Here is a 14,920-nt window from a genome sequence, read left to right on the forward strand (position 1 = left end):
CATGGTTCGACGGATAGAGGGAAAAACGACCGCTGCGGCCGTTATCGACAAGGTGAAGGCAGAAGCAGCCCGGTTGGAGCGCGACCACGGCGTGAAGCCCGGCCTCGCCGTCGTCATTGTCGGCGAGGATCCCGCGAGCCAGACCTATGTCGCGTCCAAGTCCCGCACCGCCAAGGAATGCGGCTTTCATTCGGTGCAGCATTCGCTGCCCGAGGGCACGTCGCAGGACGACCTGGCTGCTCTGGTCGACAAGCTGAACGCGGACCCCGCCATCCATGGCGTCCTTGTGCAGCTTCCGCTGCCCAAGGGGCTAGACTCCGAGCCGATTATCCAGGCGATCAAGCCGGAGAAGGACGTCGACGGCCTTCACGTCGTGAATGCGGGCAAGCTCGCGACGGGTGACCTGAAGACCGGCCTGATCTCCTGCACACCCGCGGGCGCCATGATCATGGTACGCATGGTGCATGGTCAGGATCTTTCGGGTCTTCACGCAGTGGTCGTCGGTCGTTCTAACCTCTTTGGGAAGCCTATGGGGCAGTTGCTCCTGAACGCGAACGCCACTGTAACCATGGCGCATTCGCGCACCAAGGACCTCGCCTCGATCTGCCGAATGGCAGATATTCTCGTGGTGGCTGTCGGACGGCAGCAGATGGTGAGGGGCGATTGGGTGAAGCCCGGCGCAACCGTCATTGATGTCGGCATCAACCGGATCGATGCGCCTGAGCGCGGCGAAGGCCGGACCCGGCTCGTCGGGGACGTGAACTATACGGAAGCTGCCGAAGTTGCGGGCGCCATCACGCCCGTGCCGGGCGGCGTTGGGCTGATGACAATTGCCATGCTGATGGCCAATACTGTCACCGCTGCCTATCAGCAATCTGGCCTAGCTGCACCGGACTTCGGCGCACTCTAAATCAGGGGCTCGCGCCGCAACGTCGAGGCGCATGACTTGAGAATAGTTATTGACTATAACTATTCTCCCTCCTAAAACCGATGCGTCGAACTCGGGAGGATGCCATGATCGATCTCGCCAAAATCCGCGCCATTGATTTCCACACGCATGCCGAAGAGGCCTGCGGTTGCCATGCGGATGATGGATATGACGAGCTTCAGACGACCATGGCGCGCTATTTCCGGGCCGCCTGGGAGCATCCGCCGACAGTGCCGGAAACGGCAGAGCATTACCGGAAGCAGAACGTCGCCGCGGTCATTTTCCCTGTCGATGCAGAACATGAGACTGGTTATCGCCGCTACAGCAACGAGGAAGTTGCTGAACTGGCCGCCGAATATAACGACGTTCTGATCCCGTTCTCTTCCATCGACCCGCACAAGGGCAAGATGGGCGTGCGCGAGGCACGCCGCATGATCGAGCACTATGGGGTCAAGGGCTTCAAGTTTCACCCGACCTATCAGGGCTTTTATCCGAACGACAGGCTGGCCTATCCGCTCTATGAGGTGCTGGCGGAATATGGTGCCATTGCTCTGTTCCACACCGGGCAAACGGGCGTCGGATCAGGTATGCGCGGCGGCAATGGCATGCGGCTGAAATTCTCCAACCCCATCCATCTCGATGACGTCGCCGTCGATTTCCCCGACATGCCGATCGTCATGGCGCACCCTTCCTTTCCCTGGCAGGAAGAGGCGCTGGCAGTCGCGACACACAAGCCGAATGTGTATATCGACATGTCCGGCTGGTCTCCGAAGTATTTCCCGCCACTTCTTGTGCGATACGCCAATACTTTGTTGAAGGACAAGATGTTGTTCGGCTCGGACTGGCCGATGATCTCGCCGGAGCGCTGGCTGGCGGACTTTGAAAAGATCGAGATCAAGGATGAAGTGCGCCCTCTGATCCTCAAGGACAACGCGGCAAAACTCCTGAAACTGACCTAAAGTTCCGCTTTGCGGGAAAAATATAGTGCTTGCCTGATCTGCCGGTCGCGGGCAAACTTTGGACATGTACGCATCGCACGGATTCCTGAGATCGGACATTGGTGACGTCGACGTGATCTTTCACGACGGGCTCTATCACCTTTTTCACCTTGTCCTCCCCAACCACGATTTCATCGCCCATGCCGTCAGCTCTGACGGCATGTCATGGCGGCGTGTGAAGAACGCGCTCTTTGTCGGCGATCCAGGGAGCTGGGACGACGACATGCTGTGGACCATGCACGTCACGCCCGATCCCGATCGGGAAGGGGAGTGGCGGATGTTCTACACTGGCCTTTCGCGCTCGGAATACGGTCGTGTGCAGCGCGTGGGGCTCGCCCGATCCAAGGATCTCTATCACTGGGAGCGCTGCGTCGATGCCAACTATCCGCTGGAAATTCGCGGACCCTATTATGAATCCAGCGTGGATGAGGGGCGTCAATGGGTGAGCTTCCGCGATCCCTTCTTCTTCATCGACGAGAACACGGGCGCGCGTTTGCTGCTTACGTCTGGTCGGGTCAAGAACGGACCGGTGATCCGCCGCGGATGTGTCGCCATGGCGCGGGAAATTGCACCGGATACCTTCGAATTCCTCTCGCCGCTTCACAAGCCCGGCCTTTATGACGATGTCGAGGTTCCAAATCTCTTCTGGCTGGGCGATCGCTATTATCTCATTGGATCGATCCGCGAGGATATCAAGATTCATTATTGGTATTCCGAGCGCCTGGAAGGGCCCTACGAAAACTTCTTTGAGAATGTATTGCTGCCATTCGGCAATTATGCTGGGCGTGTGTGCCAAAACGGCGGACGCCCACTGCTGTTTTGCTTCTTTGCGCGTACCGAAATCATCAATGGTCGCGAGGTTACAAAGAAGGTTTTGCCGCCGCCGAAGGAGCTGGTTCAGGGGCGTAGCGGACGATTGAGGTTGAAATCGTCAAGCGCGTTCAACAACCTCGTGATTGGCTCAGAGAAGATCACCGCCGTATCGCAATGCCGTTTCCTCTATGGAAACTCGCACGCCACTTTGAGCGATCTGGAGGGCGGCCTGAACTTTGCCTGCCGAAGCGGCTACGAAGCTGTGCTCCTTCCCGGGCATCACGCCGATTTCCGTTTGCGCTGCGTGCTGGCCTTGAATGGGTCGGGAAAGTGCGGTCTGGTGCTCCGGACAAACGATGATGGCGACGGCTATTATCTCGCGCTGGACCTGGTCAAAGGCGTTGCGCAAATTCGCGCCTGGGGCGCCAATCCAACCCCGGTCTTCGAGCATTCATTCCGTTACGACCAGCTTCAGGACGCGCATTTTCAGGAGGAGCAGCGCGAGAGCTGGTCCGTCGAAGTCGTGGCGCATGGCATGTATCTCGAGGTCTCGATTGGTAGCTACGTGGTGCTGAGCCTTGTCGACGAAACCTATGCCGAAGGTGCGGTCGGCTTCTACGCAGAATCCGCCTCTCTCGGGATCACAGACCTTCAGATCGAAAGCCTCGCAAGGCCGGTGTCGGAACATGCGTCCGAGATGGTCTATACGGCGACGCGGCCGGACAATTCAGACCGCGAGGCTGCGCGCTGATGTCTGCGCGGCAAGAAGACCAGTGGCTGATCGTCAGCGACATCGACGACACTCTGACAGGTGACAGGAATGCACTCGACTGCCTTTGGGAGACCATGCAGTCCTACCGAGGGCTGGTTCTGCTGGCCCTGAACTCCAGCAGACCTGCCGCGAGTGTCGATGCAACGATCCGCAGCGAATTTCCTCCCGATTTCGCGCCGGATGCCATTATCACCGGGTTGGGCACAGAGATCCGAATTGGGAGCGCCTTTATGGCTGACTGGTCCCGACAACTGGAGTCATGGCCACGACAGCAAATTGTCGATCTCGTTCTGCGCTTTGGACATCGCCTCCATCCTGACGAATTCCAGTCGCGTGGCAAGGCAAGCTTTGCCGTTCCCGATGCGCAAGCCGTGGACATCTTGCTCGATGCGCTTGCGGACGAGGGGCTGCCTGTTCAGGCACTCTATACTGGCGAAAGCGACCTTGATTTCATTGCGCCGGAAGCGGGGAAGGACAAGGCGATGATGTTTGTCGCCCGGCATTTTGGTGTTCCCCAAGGGAGGGTAATCGCCGCGGGCGACTCCGGTAACGACCTCGCCATGTTCGAGGCGGCGGATCGCGCCATCGCCGTCGGCAATGCGCGGCGGGAGCTTCGTCACAGGGCGCCACGCTACAAAACCTATTTCGCCCGCGCCGCGCATGCGGCGGGCGTGCATGAGGGGCTGCAGGCTTTCGGCGTTCTACCGTCCTGAGCGCAAATGCGGAACCTTGTCACCTGACAGACGTTAGCGCTTCGTACCGCACCTGTCGAACAAGAGGAAAAACGAACATGGCCGTACAACATGTCGGTTCGCTTCTGATGATTTCGCTGCATGGCTATGTCGCGGGTTCGCCGGAGTTGGGGAAGCCGGATACGGGAGGTCAGGTCGTTTTCGTGCTTGAGCTTGCCAAGCGCTTCTCGCGGCTCGGCTACAGGGTTGATGTCATGACCCGTCGCTTCGAGGATCAGCCGGGCGAGGATGAAATCAATGACAATCTGAAAATCATCCGCGTTCCCTTCGGCGGACGCGAGTTCATCCGCAAGGAGGACATGCACGACTGGTATGGCGACTTCATCACCAATGCGCTCGCCTATATCCGCAAGCGCAAGCTTCAATATGACGTAATCAATTCGCATTACTGGGACGCCGGCGTCAGCGGTCAGAAGATCGCCGAGGAGCTCCAGATCCCCCATATCCACACGCCGCATTCGCTTGGCTGGTGGAAGCAGCATGACATGGCTGGCGCCGACCCGCAGGAGATCGCCGGTTATCGTTTCGAGGAACGTATCCGTCGCGAATTCGTCCTCTATCGTAGTTGCGACCATGTGATCGCGACGAGCGAGCAACAAGTCGATCTGATCGCCGAGCAGTACGAGCTTCCGCGCGACCATATTACAATGATCCCGCCCGGCATCGATGAAGGTCGCTTCACCCCCGCGACGCCCGACATGGTGCGACGGGCCCGTGAGCGACTGGGTATGACGGAAAAGGACATATACATTGTTGGCCGAGCGGCCGAAAACAAGGGCTATGACCTTGCGATCCATGCCATGGCACATCTGAAGGCTCTGCAGCCCGAGGCGCGGCTGGTTCTGGCAGCCGGCGCAAACTCTGACAGCGATGTGGCGCTTCTCGACCAATACAAGTCAATCGCCGCGGATATCGGGGTGGACGATCGGATCGACTGGCGCGGCTATGTCGAGGACAAGGATCTGGCCGATTGCTACCGCGCGCCTGGCGTCTTCGCCCTCCCATCACGCTATGAGCCTTTCGGGATGACGGCGGTGGAAGCCATGGCCTGCGGGACGCCGACCGTGATGACAATCCACGGGGGACTTTACGAGCAGATCGAGTTCGGGCGTCATGCACTCGTTGCCGATCCAAAGCGACCCGAGGAATTCGCAGCGGTGCTCAACATGCCGCTGCAATACCCATGGATGCGGGAGACGCTGTCGGTCGAGGGCGCGCGCTTTGCGCGCCGCGCCTTCGGGTGGACCGGCATTGCACGCCGGACCATCAATCTGTTCGAGCATTTTCGCGGACGATACGACGCCTACAAGGCAGAGGACCTCACATCGCCTGCAGCGTGAGCCGAGATAAAATTAGATAATAAAACTATTATTATCTAATTAATTTATCCGTCTGATGCGCTGTCAGTCCACGGCGCCCGGCCCGCGGATGGCATTCGGCGGGCACTTGCCGAGGATGATCATGCCGAGAACTTCATCCTTGGTTACCTCGGTGGTCTTGGCATAGCCGACGACCTGCCCGTTCTTCATCACCGCCACGCGATCAGCGAGATCGAAGACGTCGTGAATGTCGTGGCTGATCAGGAAGATTCCGATCCCGTCCTTCTTCAATTCCTTGATCAGTTCACCGACCTGAGCGGTTTCGTGCGGGCCAAGTGCTGCCGTCGGCTCGTCCATGATCAGGATGCGGGCGTTGAAGAGGATGGCGCGGGCAATGGCAACCGACTGGCGCTGACCGCCGGAAAGCGCCTTCACAGGCTCCTTGAAGCGGCGGAAGTTGGGGTTGAGGCGGCCCATGACCTTGCGCGCCTCCGCCTCCATCGCGGCATCGTCGAGAGTGCCCCAGCTTGTCAGCAGTTCGCGGCCGAGGAAGAGGTTGGCTGCGGCGTCCACATTGTCTGCCAGCGCGAGCGTCTGGTAGATCGTTTCGATGCCATAGGCCTTGGCGTCGCGTGGATTGCCGATCTGCACTTCCTCGCCATTGATCAGGATCTGGCCACCGTCACGCGGATAGGCGCCGGAAAGGATCTTGATCAGCGTCGATTTGCCTGCGCCGTTGTGACCGAGCAGGCCGACAACTTCGCCGGGGAAGAGATCGACGCTGGCATGATCCACGGCGCGGATACCGCCGAAGGCGATCGAGATGTCGCGCATTTCGACGAGCGGCGTTGCGCCGGGGTGAGGATTTCCGATGTTGGCGTTCATGTTCATCCTCCTTACTTGATGCGGCGGCGATAGACGGTGTCGAGCCAGACGGCGATGACGAGGACGCCACCAACGACCATCTGCTGCATGGCAGCTTCGAAGCCGATGAGCACCATGCCGGACTGCAGCGACTGCATGACGAGAGCGCCCAAGACTGCACCCCAGATCGTGCCGGACCCGCCGGCGAGCGAAGTGCCGCCGATGACGGCTGCCGCGATGACGTAGAGTTCATCAATCTTGCCGAGGTCGGCCGTTGCCGAGTTGAGACGCGCGGAAGCAATAATGGCGGAGATGCCAACCAGCGTTCCCATCAGCGCGAAAACCATGACGGTCATGCGCTTCGTGTTGATGCCGGCGAGTTCTGCGGCTTCCGGATTGCCGCCGATGGCGAAGACATAGCGGCCGAACCGCGTCCGGTTGGCGATGAAGGTCATGATGATAAGAACAGCCCCTGCGATCAGGACCGGAATCGCGAAGCCGTGTCCGATGAAGAGACCACCTTCGGGGATCGTAAGGTTATGGGACGCGGCATATTGCTTCACGATGCCGAGGGGCCAGGGATAGTTGCTCGCGACATAGGCCGCCCCCAGAACCAATGCCGATGCGACCACGCCGATGAAGACTTCGGCCCAGACCGGACGAAGGGGAAAGCCGAAACGCTTGCGTTGTTTGCGGCCGGAAACCAGCGAGAGAATGACGAGGACGCAGACGACAGCAGCGACAATCCAGCTTGCGGTCGCGCCGATCGAGCCGTAGGGACCCCCGCCGATGAGAGCGAAGTTGGGGTCTACGGGCGAAATCGTTTCGCCGCGCGTGACCCACCAGGCCGCACCGCGCCAGACCAGCATGCCGCCCAGGGTGACAATGAAGGAGGGGATCTCAAGATAGGCGACGAGCATGCCCTGAAAGGCGCCGATTGCCGTGGCGACGACCAGCGCGACCAATACTGCGAGGATCCAGATCAGTGGGTGACCCAGTCCAAGCCCGAGAACCTTCGGAAAAATCCACACCTGCGCCGCGCCCGTGATCATGGCCGTGACGCCGAGAACGGAGCCGACCGAAAGGTCGATGTGGCGCGTGACGATGATCAGAACCATGCCCGTCGCCATGACCGCGATCGAGGCCGTCTGAACCGAGAGGTTCCAGAGGTTTCGATAGGTCAAAAAGGCGCCGTTGCCGTTGAAGATCATTCCATAAACGTGAAAACCGACCCAGATCAGGATCAGCGCGCCGAACATGCCGAGCATGCGCGCGTCGATTTCGGTGGCCCGCAAGAAGGCCGTAATCGGTCCTTCCCGGTCTTGTGTCGGGTGCGTTACGGCGGTCTGTGTCACTGCCCCTGCCTCTCAAACTGATTGTTCTTTTGATTTCATTGCTGTCGCATCCGTGCGCTAGGCCCGAACCGGCACGGCATTCAGCCGATGCCGCGACTTGGAAAAAACCGCGTCGCTGGAGCGACGCGGTTTCCGATCTTGAAGATCGTTTCAGGCGATCAATCGCAAGCCTTGACGCTGCCGGCCTTCACGCCTGCGCAAGCGGTTGCCTTGTCGATCCAGCCAGCCTTGATGACGTCGCCGAGCGTGTCCTTGGTCACGGCGAAGGGCTTGAGAAGAACGGCGTTCATCTCAACCTTGCGTGCGCCGTCCTTGAACTTCTGGACGTTCGGAACGGACGATCCATCCTTGCCGTCTGCGAGCATGAGGGCAGCTTCCGCAGCGGCCTTGCCGAGTTCGCGCGAGTCCTTCCAGATCGAAACGGTCTGGGTGCCGAGCGCCACGCGGTTGATTGCGGCAGCGTCGCCGTCCTGACCCGTGACCGGAACGGAGCCGGCGAGGCCCTGAGCGGAAAGGGCAGCCACAACACCACCGGCCATGCCGTCGTTCTGCGAGAGAACGGCGTCAACCTTGTTGTTGTTGGCTGTCAGGATCTGCTCCATGTTCTTCTGGGCATTTTCCGGCTTCCAGCCGTCGGACGAAGCCTCGCCAACGATCTTGATCGCACCGGAATCAACCTTCGGCTTGATGACTTCCATCATGCCCTTCAGCAGGAAGGCGGAGTTCGGGTCGCCCTGGTCGCCCTTGATGATGGCGAAGTTGCCCTTGTCCTTAACCTTGACGACTTCTTCGGCCATCATCTTGCCGACGCCGACGTTGTTGAAGGTCATGTAGAGGACGCTCGGATCTTCGATCTGAACGTCATAGGCAATCGTCGGAATGCCTTCATCCTTGGCCTTCTGAACGGCCGGCATGATGGCTTCCGAATCCCACGGAACCACCAGCAGAACATTGGCGCCCTGCGAGATGAGCGACTCGATGTCGGTCAGCTGCTTGGCAGCCGACCCCTGAGCGTCGGCAGAGATGTACTTGTCGCCAGCGGCTTCAACGATCTTCTTGATAACGGCTTCGTCGCGCTTCCAGCGCTCTTCCTGGAAGATCTTCCAGGACACGGCAATGGTCTTGCCAGCGGCAAAAACCGGGCTTGCCGCAGACATGACAAACACTGCGCCTGCAAGCGCAGCAGCAAATTTCTTCATGACGTCCTCCCAAATGCTCTCAAGCATCAAAAGCAACAATGGCGCAGGGACTCCTTACCCCGTGCCTTCGCTGAGACTTTTTTTTAGCCTCGAAAAAATAAGTGACATGCTTATTCTGATATGTCAAGATAAAAACACAATTGGCTAAGTTGCTGCAATGCAATAGATTTTTGCGTTGCGGCAGCTTTGAGGCCTAAACGGAGCCGCCTGGGGAGGTTCGCGCTCGGAGGAAAGCATGTCAGGGATTGTACGCCAGGACGACGTCAGGCGGCTGAATCAATTCGGGATTTTGAGGGCGCTGCGGCGGCACGGATCGCTGTCGCGTACGGCGCTGACATCGCTGACCGGTCTCTCTCCATCGACGGTGACCGTAATCACCAACAGCCTGATCGAACGCGGCGTTCTCACAGACCGTCTGCCGGAAGCGTCAACTGCCAACAAGCGTGGTCGACCGCAAGTTCTCATCGCACCGAACGGACAGCATGCCACTGTCGCAACCATTCGTCTGGCGCGCGGCCTGGTGGAGGCGGCACTGTTCGACTATGCCGCGCGAGAACTCGGTCGCCGCGAGCTTCGCCGCAGAACCTTGTCGCTGGTTCCGGAAAGCATCGTCCGTCTGGTCGTTGAACTCATCGACGGACTTGCCGAGGAAACCGGTTGCGATCGGGCGTCGCTTGTCCGGATCACCGTTGCTGTCGAGGGAATTGTGGACAGCGCGGGGCGGCTTTTGCTCAGCACCCCGTTTGCCGACGTCCACGAGATGGATATTGCCTCGTTGCTCGAAGCAGAGTTTGGCGTGGGCGCAGAAGTGATGAACGATTGCAACGCGGTTGCCGAGGGCCTCACTTGGACTGCACCGGAAGCGTCGGGAGAAAACTTCGCCGCGCTGCTTATGGCCAACGGCGTGGGTCTAGGACTCGCCATCAACGGGAAAATGCTCTCGGGGCCGAAGTCGTCCGGCATGGAATTCGGCCATATGATCTACAAGCCTGGTGGCGCCCGCTGTCGATGCGGGCGGCGCGGCTGCATTGAGGCCTATGCCGGCATCTACGCGATCAGGCGCGCCATTGCCGGCCAGGATCCGAATGTCGTCATAGAAGATGTGCCCGAAAATGACACCCTCATAGACATTGTCGAGAAGGCGCGGCGGGCGGATGGACCCGAGCGAAAAGCCTTGCAGGAGGCAGGCAGGGCGCTTGGCGACGGGCTTGTCAACCTCTTCACGCTCTTCGACAGCGTGCCACTGATCATGGCCGGTGCATCGACGATTGCTCTGGAATTCATGATGGACGAAATCCGTGCAGCCTTTGCCAACCAGAGCTTCGGGAGGCGGGTCGAGCCTGATATCGTCAACGTTTATCCGGACGCGCCGAAGTTGATGCGCCAGGGGGCGGTTCTGAAGGCACTGGCGGCTTACGACATGTCTCTGCCGGATCAGGACGAGCTCGTGCCGGAGGAGACGGTCTCGGCGAGTCGCGCGTGAAACGGTCTTTTCGAAAGTAAATCGGCGTTTCTTTGCGGGAGAATGCCATATGGCAGGATCTCTAACGCAGTTCAGAGTGGAGAAGTAACTTGAAGATCATTTACGATCCGGCGCCGCGTACGGCTGAGGAGATGTTCAGTCCTGAAGACTATGCCGCCTTTGTACGGGTACACGATGTGGCCGTCTATAATGGCGGTGATCGAGACGCGTTTTATGATCGGCACCTGCCGGATTGCGAAATCCTGATGAGCCAGCAGCCCATGGATTCGGACCGCCTTGCAAAGGCTCCGAAGCTTCGGGCGATTTTCAATGTCGAAACGAATTTCCTGCCGAACATCGATTACGAGACCTGTTTTCAGCGCGGCATCCATGTGCTTGCCCCCAGCGGGGTCTTCGCGCTGGCAGTCGCCGAGATGGGACTGGGCATGGCGCTGAGCCTTGCCAGAGGGATCCACAGTGAGCACTCCCGGTTCCTGCAGGGTACGGAACGCTACGGGCTTGAAGGAAACCGTGAAGCCGAGCTGCTGACCGAGTCCAACTTTGGCTTCATAGGCTTTGGCGACCTCGGTCGCGCGCTTCATGCATTGCTTCCGGGCTTTCGTCCGAAGGCGGTACGCGTGTTTGATCCGTGGCTGCCAAAAGGCCATCTGGAGCGACTTGGCGTCCAACCGGCCTCCCTGGAGGACGTCCTTTCCCAAAGCCGCTTCCTCTTTGTCGTCGCTTCAATCACCACAGAGAACCGGCATTTGTTGAACCGCGACAATCTCAAGCTGATGCAGCCTGGGGCGTCGCTCGTTCTTCTCAGCCGCGCGGCGGTGCTGGATTTCGACGCGCTCGCCGAACTCGTGGCGACAGGCAAGTTAAGGTTCGCGACGGATGTCTTCCCGGAAGAACCCGTTGCTGCGCACGACCCCATTCGTTCGCTTCCGAACGTCCTGTTCTCGCCCCACCGCGCGGGTGCGCTGACATCGGCGTTGCAGGAAATTGGCAAACGGGTGCTTGAAGACGTGGACCTGATCGGGCGCGGCCTTCCGCCCGTCGCCTGCCGCCGCGCCGAGCGGGAGACGGTGATGCGAATGCGCAGCAAGCCGGTCGACAAGACCTGATCAGCCGAGTTCCAGAGTGGTCACTGCAAAGACGCCCCGCATGTCGTTCACGGGCGGGGCACCCAAATACATCCGCGCCGTTTCGAAGCCACGCTGAAAGCCCCGCGCCTTGAGGTGCCGGGCAAATTCCACCTGCTCATCCGGAACATCGAGATGGACGGGTGCTGCTCCGGCCGTTCTGCTGCAGGCATTCAACAGGTTCTGAGCAATCAGACCGTCCCGAGCGAAGAGCGGACCAACCTTGTGTCCCTCTAGGCACTTTCTGATCACGGCATAGCCGGTGATGCGCCCGTCCTCATGCGCAACGAATGTTTCGCGCGGCGGTGCGAGCCAGGAACTCAAGAAAGCGGTCCGATCCTCCGGGAAGTTCAGTTTGTCAAATGACAGTATTTCCGGAAACTCCTGCGATATGGCTGCCCTGATGCCTCCAGCAGTCTCGTTTCCCGGAATAATGCCGCTCCAGCGCGTGCTGCTGTAGCGCCGACGAAATCCCATCTTTTCGTAATTGGCCTGCTGGGCGGGAACGCCATCAAGCCCGATTGTCCTGCCGGCGAGACGCGAGATACCGGCGTTCCACACCTTGAGGCCAAAGCCTCTACCGCGGAAATTCGGTCGAGTGATATAGAGGCCAATGAAGCCGAAGGTCTCTCCGTAGGCCACGGCGGATATTCCGGAAGCGAGCTCGCCTTCGACAAAGCAACCGATAAACCCTTGCGGATCGGCGGCAAAGAAAGCTCCTGCATCATCGGGTGAGGGGTTCCAGCCTTCATGTCCGGCCCATGCCGCCAGTTGGGTGACCTCCTCCAGCGTCAGGTTTCTGATTTCGACGTGCTGGCTCATCCGGCAAGAAGGTCCTGCGGCGCGAAAGAGGTGAGGGCGCCCAGATAGGGTTTGTGAACCGGCGTAGCGTAGGCGCCGCGTTTGGCGGTGCTGAGGCCCAGGGCGATCAATCCTTCGGCCTGCTTGACCGCTGCGGCCACACCATCGATAACTGGAATGCCAAACTCTCGTCGCAGATCCATCGTGAGGTCCGCCATCCCGGCGCAGCCGAGGACGATCGCTTCCGATTTGTCCTCTCGTAGAGCGGCGGCGATCTCGTTGCGCAGGCGGTCTCGTGCGTTGGACTGTGGATCTTCGAGCGACAGGACCGGGATGTCAGCCGCGCGGACGTTGCATCGGCCTGCCATGCCATAGCGGTGGACCAATCCCTCCAGCGGAAGGCGCGAGCGCTCCATGGTCGTCACGATGGTGAAGCGCTGGGCGATAAACGCGGTCGCTGAAAGGGCAGATTCGCAGATGCCGAGCACCGGGATGTGCGCCAGCGCGCGGGCGGCGTCGAGACCTGTATCGTCGAAACAGGCGATGACAGCAGCTCTGGCGCCGGCCTTTTCGCCTTTCGCGACTTCGAGTAATAGGCCTGGAAGCGCGAGAGCCTCGTCATAATAGCCTTCGATTGAGGCGGGCCCCATGCTGGATGTGACCGCTATGATGTCGGTTGTCGCGTTTCGCACGCGGTTGGCCGCGTCCGCGATCTTCTCCGTCATGGAAGCCGTGGTGTTCGGGTTGACGATGAGGAGTTTCATGGCTTGCCTGTCATGCCTTGCCGCGACGGCGGTTCATGACCACGATGATGCCGAGCGCGCTGGCTATGATGATGAAGGAAAAGAGCGTGGTCAGCGTTCCGAGCGCATAGAGAACCGGCGTCGTCACATTGGTTGTCATGCCGTAGATTTCGAGCGGCAGCGTATTGTAGGTCCCTGCCGTCATCAGCGTACGGGCAAACTCGTCATAGGAGAGGGTGAAGCCGAAGAGGCCGACACCGATCAGACTGGGCAGGATCATCGGCAGGACCACGAAGCGGAATGTCTGCCATGGAGTCGCGCCGAGGTCCCGCGCGGCCTCTTCGTAAGAAGGCGAGAAGCGGTTGAAGATCGCGAACATGATCAGCACGCCGAAGGGCAGGGTCCATGTCAGATGCGCGCCGAAGCCGGAGGAATACCAGGCCGGCGAAAATCCGAACTGCTGGAAAAGCACGCCAATCCCGAGGCTGATGATGATCGAGGGAACGACAAGGCTTGCGACCGCGAGGTAGAAGAGCGCGGTCGCGCCGTAGAACTTCCGCCGGAAGGCGAGACCAGCCAGAAGCGAGACGACGACCGTCACGATCATCACCATGAAACTCAGCGTGAACGAGCGCTGGAACGCGCCGCCGAAATCACCGACCGCCTGCGTCTCGAACAGATTGGCGAACCAGTGCAGCGACGTGCCGTTCATCGGGAAGGTCAGGCCGCCATTCGGCCCCTGAAACGACAGGATGAAGATCGCCGACATCGGACCGTACAGAAACAGTACAAAGAGGATGAAGAAGGTCGCGAGGATGTAGAATTCGCGGGGGCGCTTTTCGGTATACATGGCTTAAAGCTCCTTGCGAATATCGACGACGCGCAGAATGGCAGCGACCATGAGCAGCACCACGACCAGCAGCACCACGGCATTGGCGGCGGCTGCCGGATATTGCAGCAATGACATCTGGTTCTTCATCATCAGCGCGACCGACGCACTCTGTCCGCCGGACATGACCTGAACAGTCGAGAAATCGGCCATGACCAGCGTCACCACGAAGATGGTGCCGATTGCCATTCCGGGCTTTGCGAGTGGAATAATGACATTTGTCAGCGTCTGCCAGGCTGAGGCGCCGCCGTCCCTCGCCGCCTCGATCAGCGATTTGTCGATGCGCATCAAGGTGTTGAAGATCGGCGTCACCATGAAGAGCGTGTAGAGGTGTACCATGGCGAGCACGACGGCGAAATCGGAATAGAGTAGCCATTCGATCGGCTCCGGCACGATGCCCGCCTTGACGAGCGCGGTGTTGACGAGGCCGTTTCGGCCGAGAACCGGGATCCACGAAATCATGCGGATGATGTTCGAGGTCATGAAGGGCACGGTGCAGACGAGGAAGAGAACCATCTGCATGGCGGCGGTGCGGACGTGAAAAGCCAGGAAATAGGCGACCCAGAACCCGATGACGAGGGTGAGCACCCAGACGATCGCTGCGAATTTCAGTGTATTCAGATAGGTCTTCCAAGTCACCCAGGAGCCCAACGTATCCAAATAGTTCATCGAAACGAAGTCGGGATACATCTGGGCGAAGTCGTAGTCCCAGAAACTGACCGTCACGATCATAAGGATCGGTAAAGCCAAGAACCCGCCGAGGATCAGCGCCAGGGGTGTCGCCTGCAGATAGGGCGGGAGCCAGCCGGGCAGGCGAAATTCGCGTTTCGGCTTGCCGTCGCCTGCGCCGATCAGCCTCACAGTCACCATGGTCCGACTC

The 14,920-nt window shown here is 59.6% G+C and carries 14 protein-coding genes; 7 read left to right on the forward strand and 7 right to left on the reverse strand.

Features of this window, described 5'->3' with window-relative positions; genetic code table 11:
- Position 1: 1 nt before the first annotated feature.
- The 5 genes from ABID16_RS16610 (at position 2) to ABID16_RS16630 (ending at position 5,603) form a co-directional block, all read left to right on the forward strand.
- Positions 2-910, forward strand: coding sequence for a bifunctional methylenetetrahydrofolate dehydrogenase/methenyltetrahydrofolate cyclohydrolase (locus ABID16_RS16610; protein WP_354557474.1), 909 nt, complete (start codon positions 2-4; stop codon positions 908-910).
- 104 nt (positions 911-1,014) lie between these two features.
- The gene (locus ABID16_RS16615) at positions 1,015-1,887 is read left to right on the forward strand and encodes an amidohydrolase family protein (RefSeq protein ID WP_354557475.1); all 873 of its coding nucleotides are present in this window, start codon (positions 1,015-1,017) and stop codon (positions 1,885-1,887) included.
- A 64-nt stretch (positions 1,888-1,951) separates the two neighbouring features.
- Positions 1,952-3,490, forward strand: a complete 1,539-nt coding sequence (locus ABID16_RS16620) for a glycoside hydrolase family protein (protein ID WP_354557535.1) — start codon at positions 1,952-1,954, stop codon at positions 3,488-3,490.
- Positions 3,490-4,224, forward strand: coding sequence for an HAD family hydrolase (locus ABID16_RS16625; protein ID WP_354557476.1), 735 nt, complete (start codon positions 3,490-3,492; stop codon positions 4,222-4,224). The genes ABID16_RS16620 and ABID16_RS16625 overlap by 1 nt, the downstream gene beginning before the upstream one ends.
- A gap of 77 nt (positions 4,225-4,301) precedes the next feature.
- Positions 4,302-5,603, forward strand: a complete 1,302-nt coding sequence (locus ABID16_RS16630; protein WP_354557477.1) for a glycosyltransferase — start codon at positions 4,302-4,304, stop codon at positions 5,601-5,603.
- Between the two features lie 63 nt (positions 5,604-5,666).
- On the opposite strand, the gene ABID16_RS16635 is transcribed toward ABID16_RS16630, so the two are convergent.
- The 3 genes from ABID16_RS16635 to ABID16_RS16645 form a co-directional block, all read right to left on the reverse strand.
- Complete coding sequence (locus tag ABID16_RS16635; RefSeq protein WP_354557478.1) at positions 5,667-6,467, reverse strand: ATP-binding cassette domain-containing protein; 801 nt, start codon at positions 6,465-6,467, stop codon at positions 5,667-5,669.
- Positions 6,468-6,478: 11 nt separating this feature from the next.
- A complete protein-coding gene (locus ABID16_RS16640; RefSeq protein ID WP_354557479.1) occupies positions 6,479-7,801 on the reverse strand; it encodes a sugar ABC transporter permease in 1,323 nt (440 codons plus the stop codon).
- Positions 7,802-7,959: 158 nt separating this feature from the next.
- Positions 7,960-9,000 (reverse strand): substrate-binding domain-containing protein, encoded by a 1,041-nt coding sequence (locus ABID16_RS16645; protein ID WP_435532435.1) that lies wholly within the window; start codon positions 8,998-9,000, stop codon positions 7,960-7,962.
- A 235-nt stretch (positions 9,001-9,235) separates the two neighbouring features.
- On the opposite strand from ABID16_RS16645, the gene ABID16_RS16650 reads away from it, so the two are divergent.
- Both ABID16_RS16650 and ABID16_RS16655 read left to right on the forward strand, forming a co-directional pair.
- Positions 9,236-10,483 carry an ROK family protein gene (locus ABID16_RS16650; protein ID WP_354557480.1) on the forward strand — a complete coding sequence of 416 codons (1,248 nt, stop codon included), beginning with the start codon at positions 9,236-9,238 and terminating at the stop codon, positions 10,481-10,483.
- Positions 10,484-10,572: 89 nt separating this feature from the next.
- Positions 10,573-11,589 (forward strand): NAD(P)-dependent oxidoreductase, encoded by a 1,017-nt coding sequence (locus ABID16_RS16655; protein ID WP_354557481.1) that lies wholly within the window; start codon positions 10,573-10,575, stop codon positions 11,587-11,589.
- Here the strand turns inward: ABID16_RS16655 and ABID16_RS16660 are convergent, their stop codons facing one another.
- The 4 genes from ABID16_RS16660 to ABID16_RS16675 are packed head-to-tail and all read right to left on the reverse strand — an operon-like array spanning position 11,590 to position 14,910.
- Positions 11,590-12,429, reverse strand: coding sequence for a GNAT family N-acetyltransferase (locus tag ABID16_RS16660; protein ID WP_354557482.1), 840 nt, complete (start codon positions 12,427-12,429; stop codon positions 11,590-11,592).
- Positions 12,426-13,172: an aspartate/glutamate racemase family protein gene (locus tag ABID16_RS16665; RefSeq protein WP_354557483.1), complete on the reverse strand. Its 747-nt coding sequence runs from the start codon at positions 13,170-13,172 to the stop codon at positions 12,426-12,428. The genes ABID16_RS16660 and ABID16_RS16665 overlap by 4 nt, the downstream gene beginning before the upstream one ends.
- A 10-nt stretch (positions 13,173-13,182) precedes the next feature.
- Positions 13,183-14,001, reverse strand: a complete 819-nt coding sequence (locus tag ABID16_RS16670; protein WP_354557484.1) for an ABC transporter permease — start codon at positions 13,999-14,001, stop codon at positions 13,183-13,185.
- A gap of 3 nt (positions 14,002-14,004) precedes the next feature.
- Positions 14,005-14,910: an ABC transporter permease gene (locus ABID16_RS16675; protein WP_354557485.1), complete on the reverse strand. Its 906-nt coding sequence runs from the start codon at positions 14,908-14,910 to the stop codon at positions 14,005-14,007.
- Positions 14,911-14,920: the final 10 nt, after the last annotated feature.

This window comes from Limnomicrobium aquaticum (genome assembly GCF_040545545.1).
Taxonomy (GTDB): domain Bacteria; phylum Pseudomonadota; class Alphaproteobacteria; order Rhizobiales; family Rhizobiaceae; genus Ensifer_A; species Ensifer_A aquaticum.

Bases quoted from the DNA above. Each gene is read 5' to 3' on its own strand.
- ABID16_RS16675 (WP_354557485.1), bottom strand. From the start codon at position 14,910: ATGGTGACTGTGAGGCTGATCGGCGCAGGCGACGGCAAGCCGAAACGC.
- ABID16_RS16665 (WP_354557483.1), bottom strand. From the start codon at position 13,172: ATGAAACTCCTCATCGTCAACCCGAACACCACGGCTTCCATGACGGAG.
- ABID16_RS16650 (WP_354557480.1), top strand. From the start codon at position 9,236: ATGTCAGGGATTGTACGCCAGGACGACGTCAGGCGGCTGAATCAATTC.
- ABID16_RS16630 (WP_354557477.1), top strand. From the start codon at position 4,302: ATGGCCGTACAACATGTCGGTTCGCTTCTGATGATTTCGCTGCATGGC.
- ABID16_RS16635 (WP_354557478.1), bottom strand. From the start codon at position 6,467: ATGAACGCCAACATCGGAAATCCTCACCCCGGCGCAACGCCGCTCGTC.
- ABID16_RS16625 (WP_354557476.1), top strand. From the start codon at position 3,490: ATGTCTGCGCGGCAAGAAGACCAGTGGCTGATCGTCAGCGACATCGAC.
- ABID16_RS16660 (WP_354557482.1), bottom strand. From the start codon at position 12,429: ATGAGCCAGCACGTCGAAATCAGAAACCTGACGCTGGAGGAGGTCACC.
- ABID16_RS16610 (WP_354557474.1), top strand. From the start codon at position 2: ATGGTTCGACGGATAGAGGGAAAAACGACCGCTGCGGCCGTTATCGAC.
- ABID16_RS16645 (WP_435532435.1), bottom strand. From the start codon at position 9,000: ATGAAGAAATTTGCTGCTGCGCTTGCAGGCGCAGTGTTTGTCATGTCT.
- ABID16_RS16670 (WP_354557484.1), bottom strand. From the start codon at position 14,001: ATGTATACCGAAAAGCGCCCCCGCGAATTCTACATCCTCGCGACCTTC.
- ABID16_RS16615 (WP_354557475.1), top strand. From the start codon at position 1,015: ATGATCGATCTCGCCAAAATCCGCGCCATTGATTTCCACACGCATGCC.
- ABID16_RS16620 (WP_354557535.1), top strand. From the start codon at position 1,952: ATGTACGCATCGCACGGATTCCTGAGATCGGACATTGGTGACGTCGAC.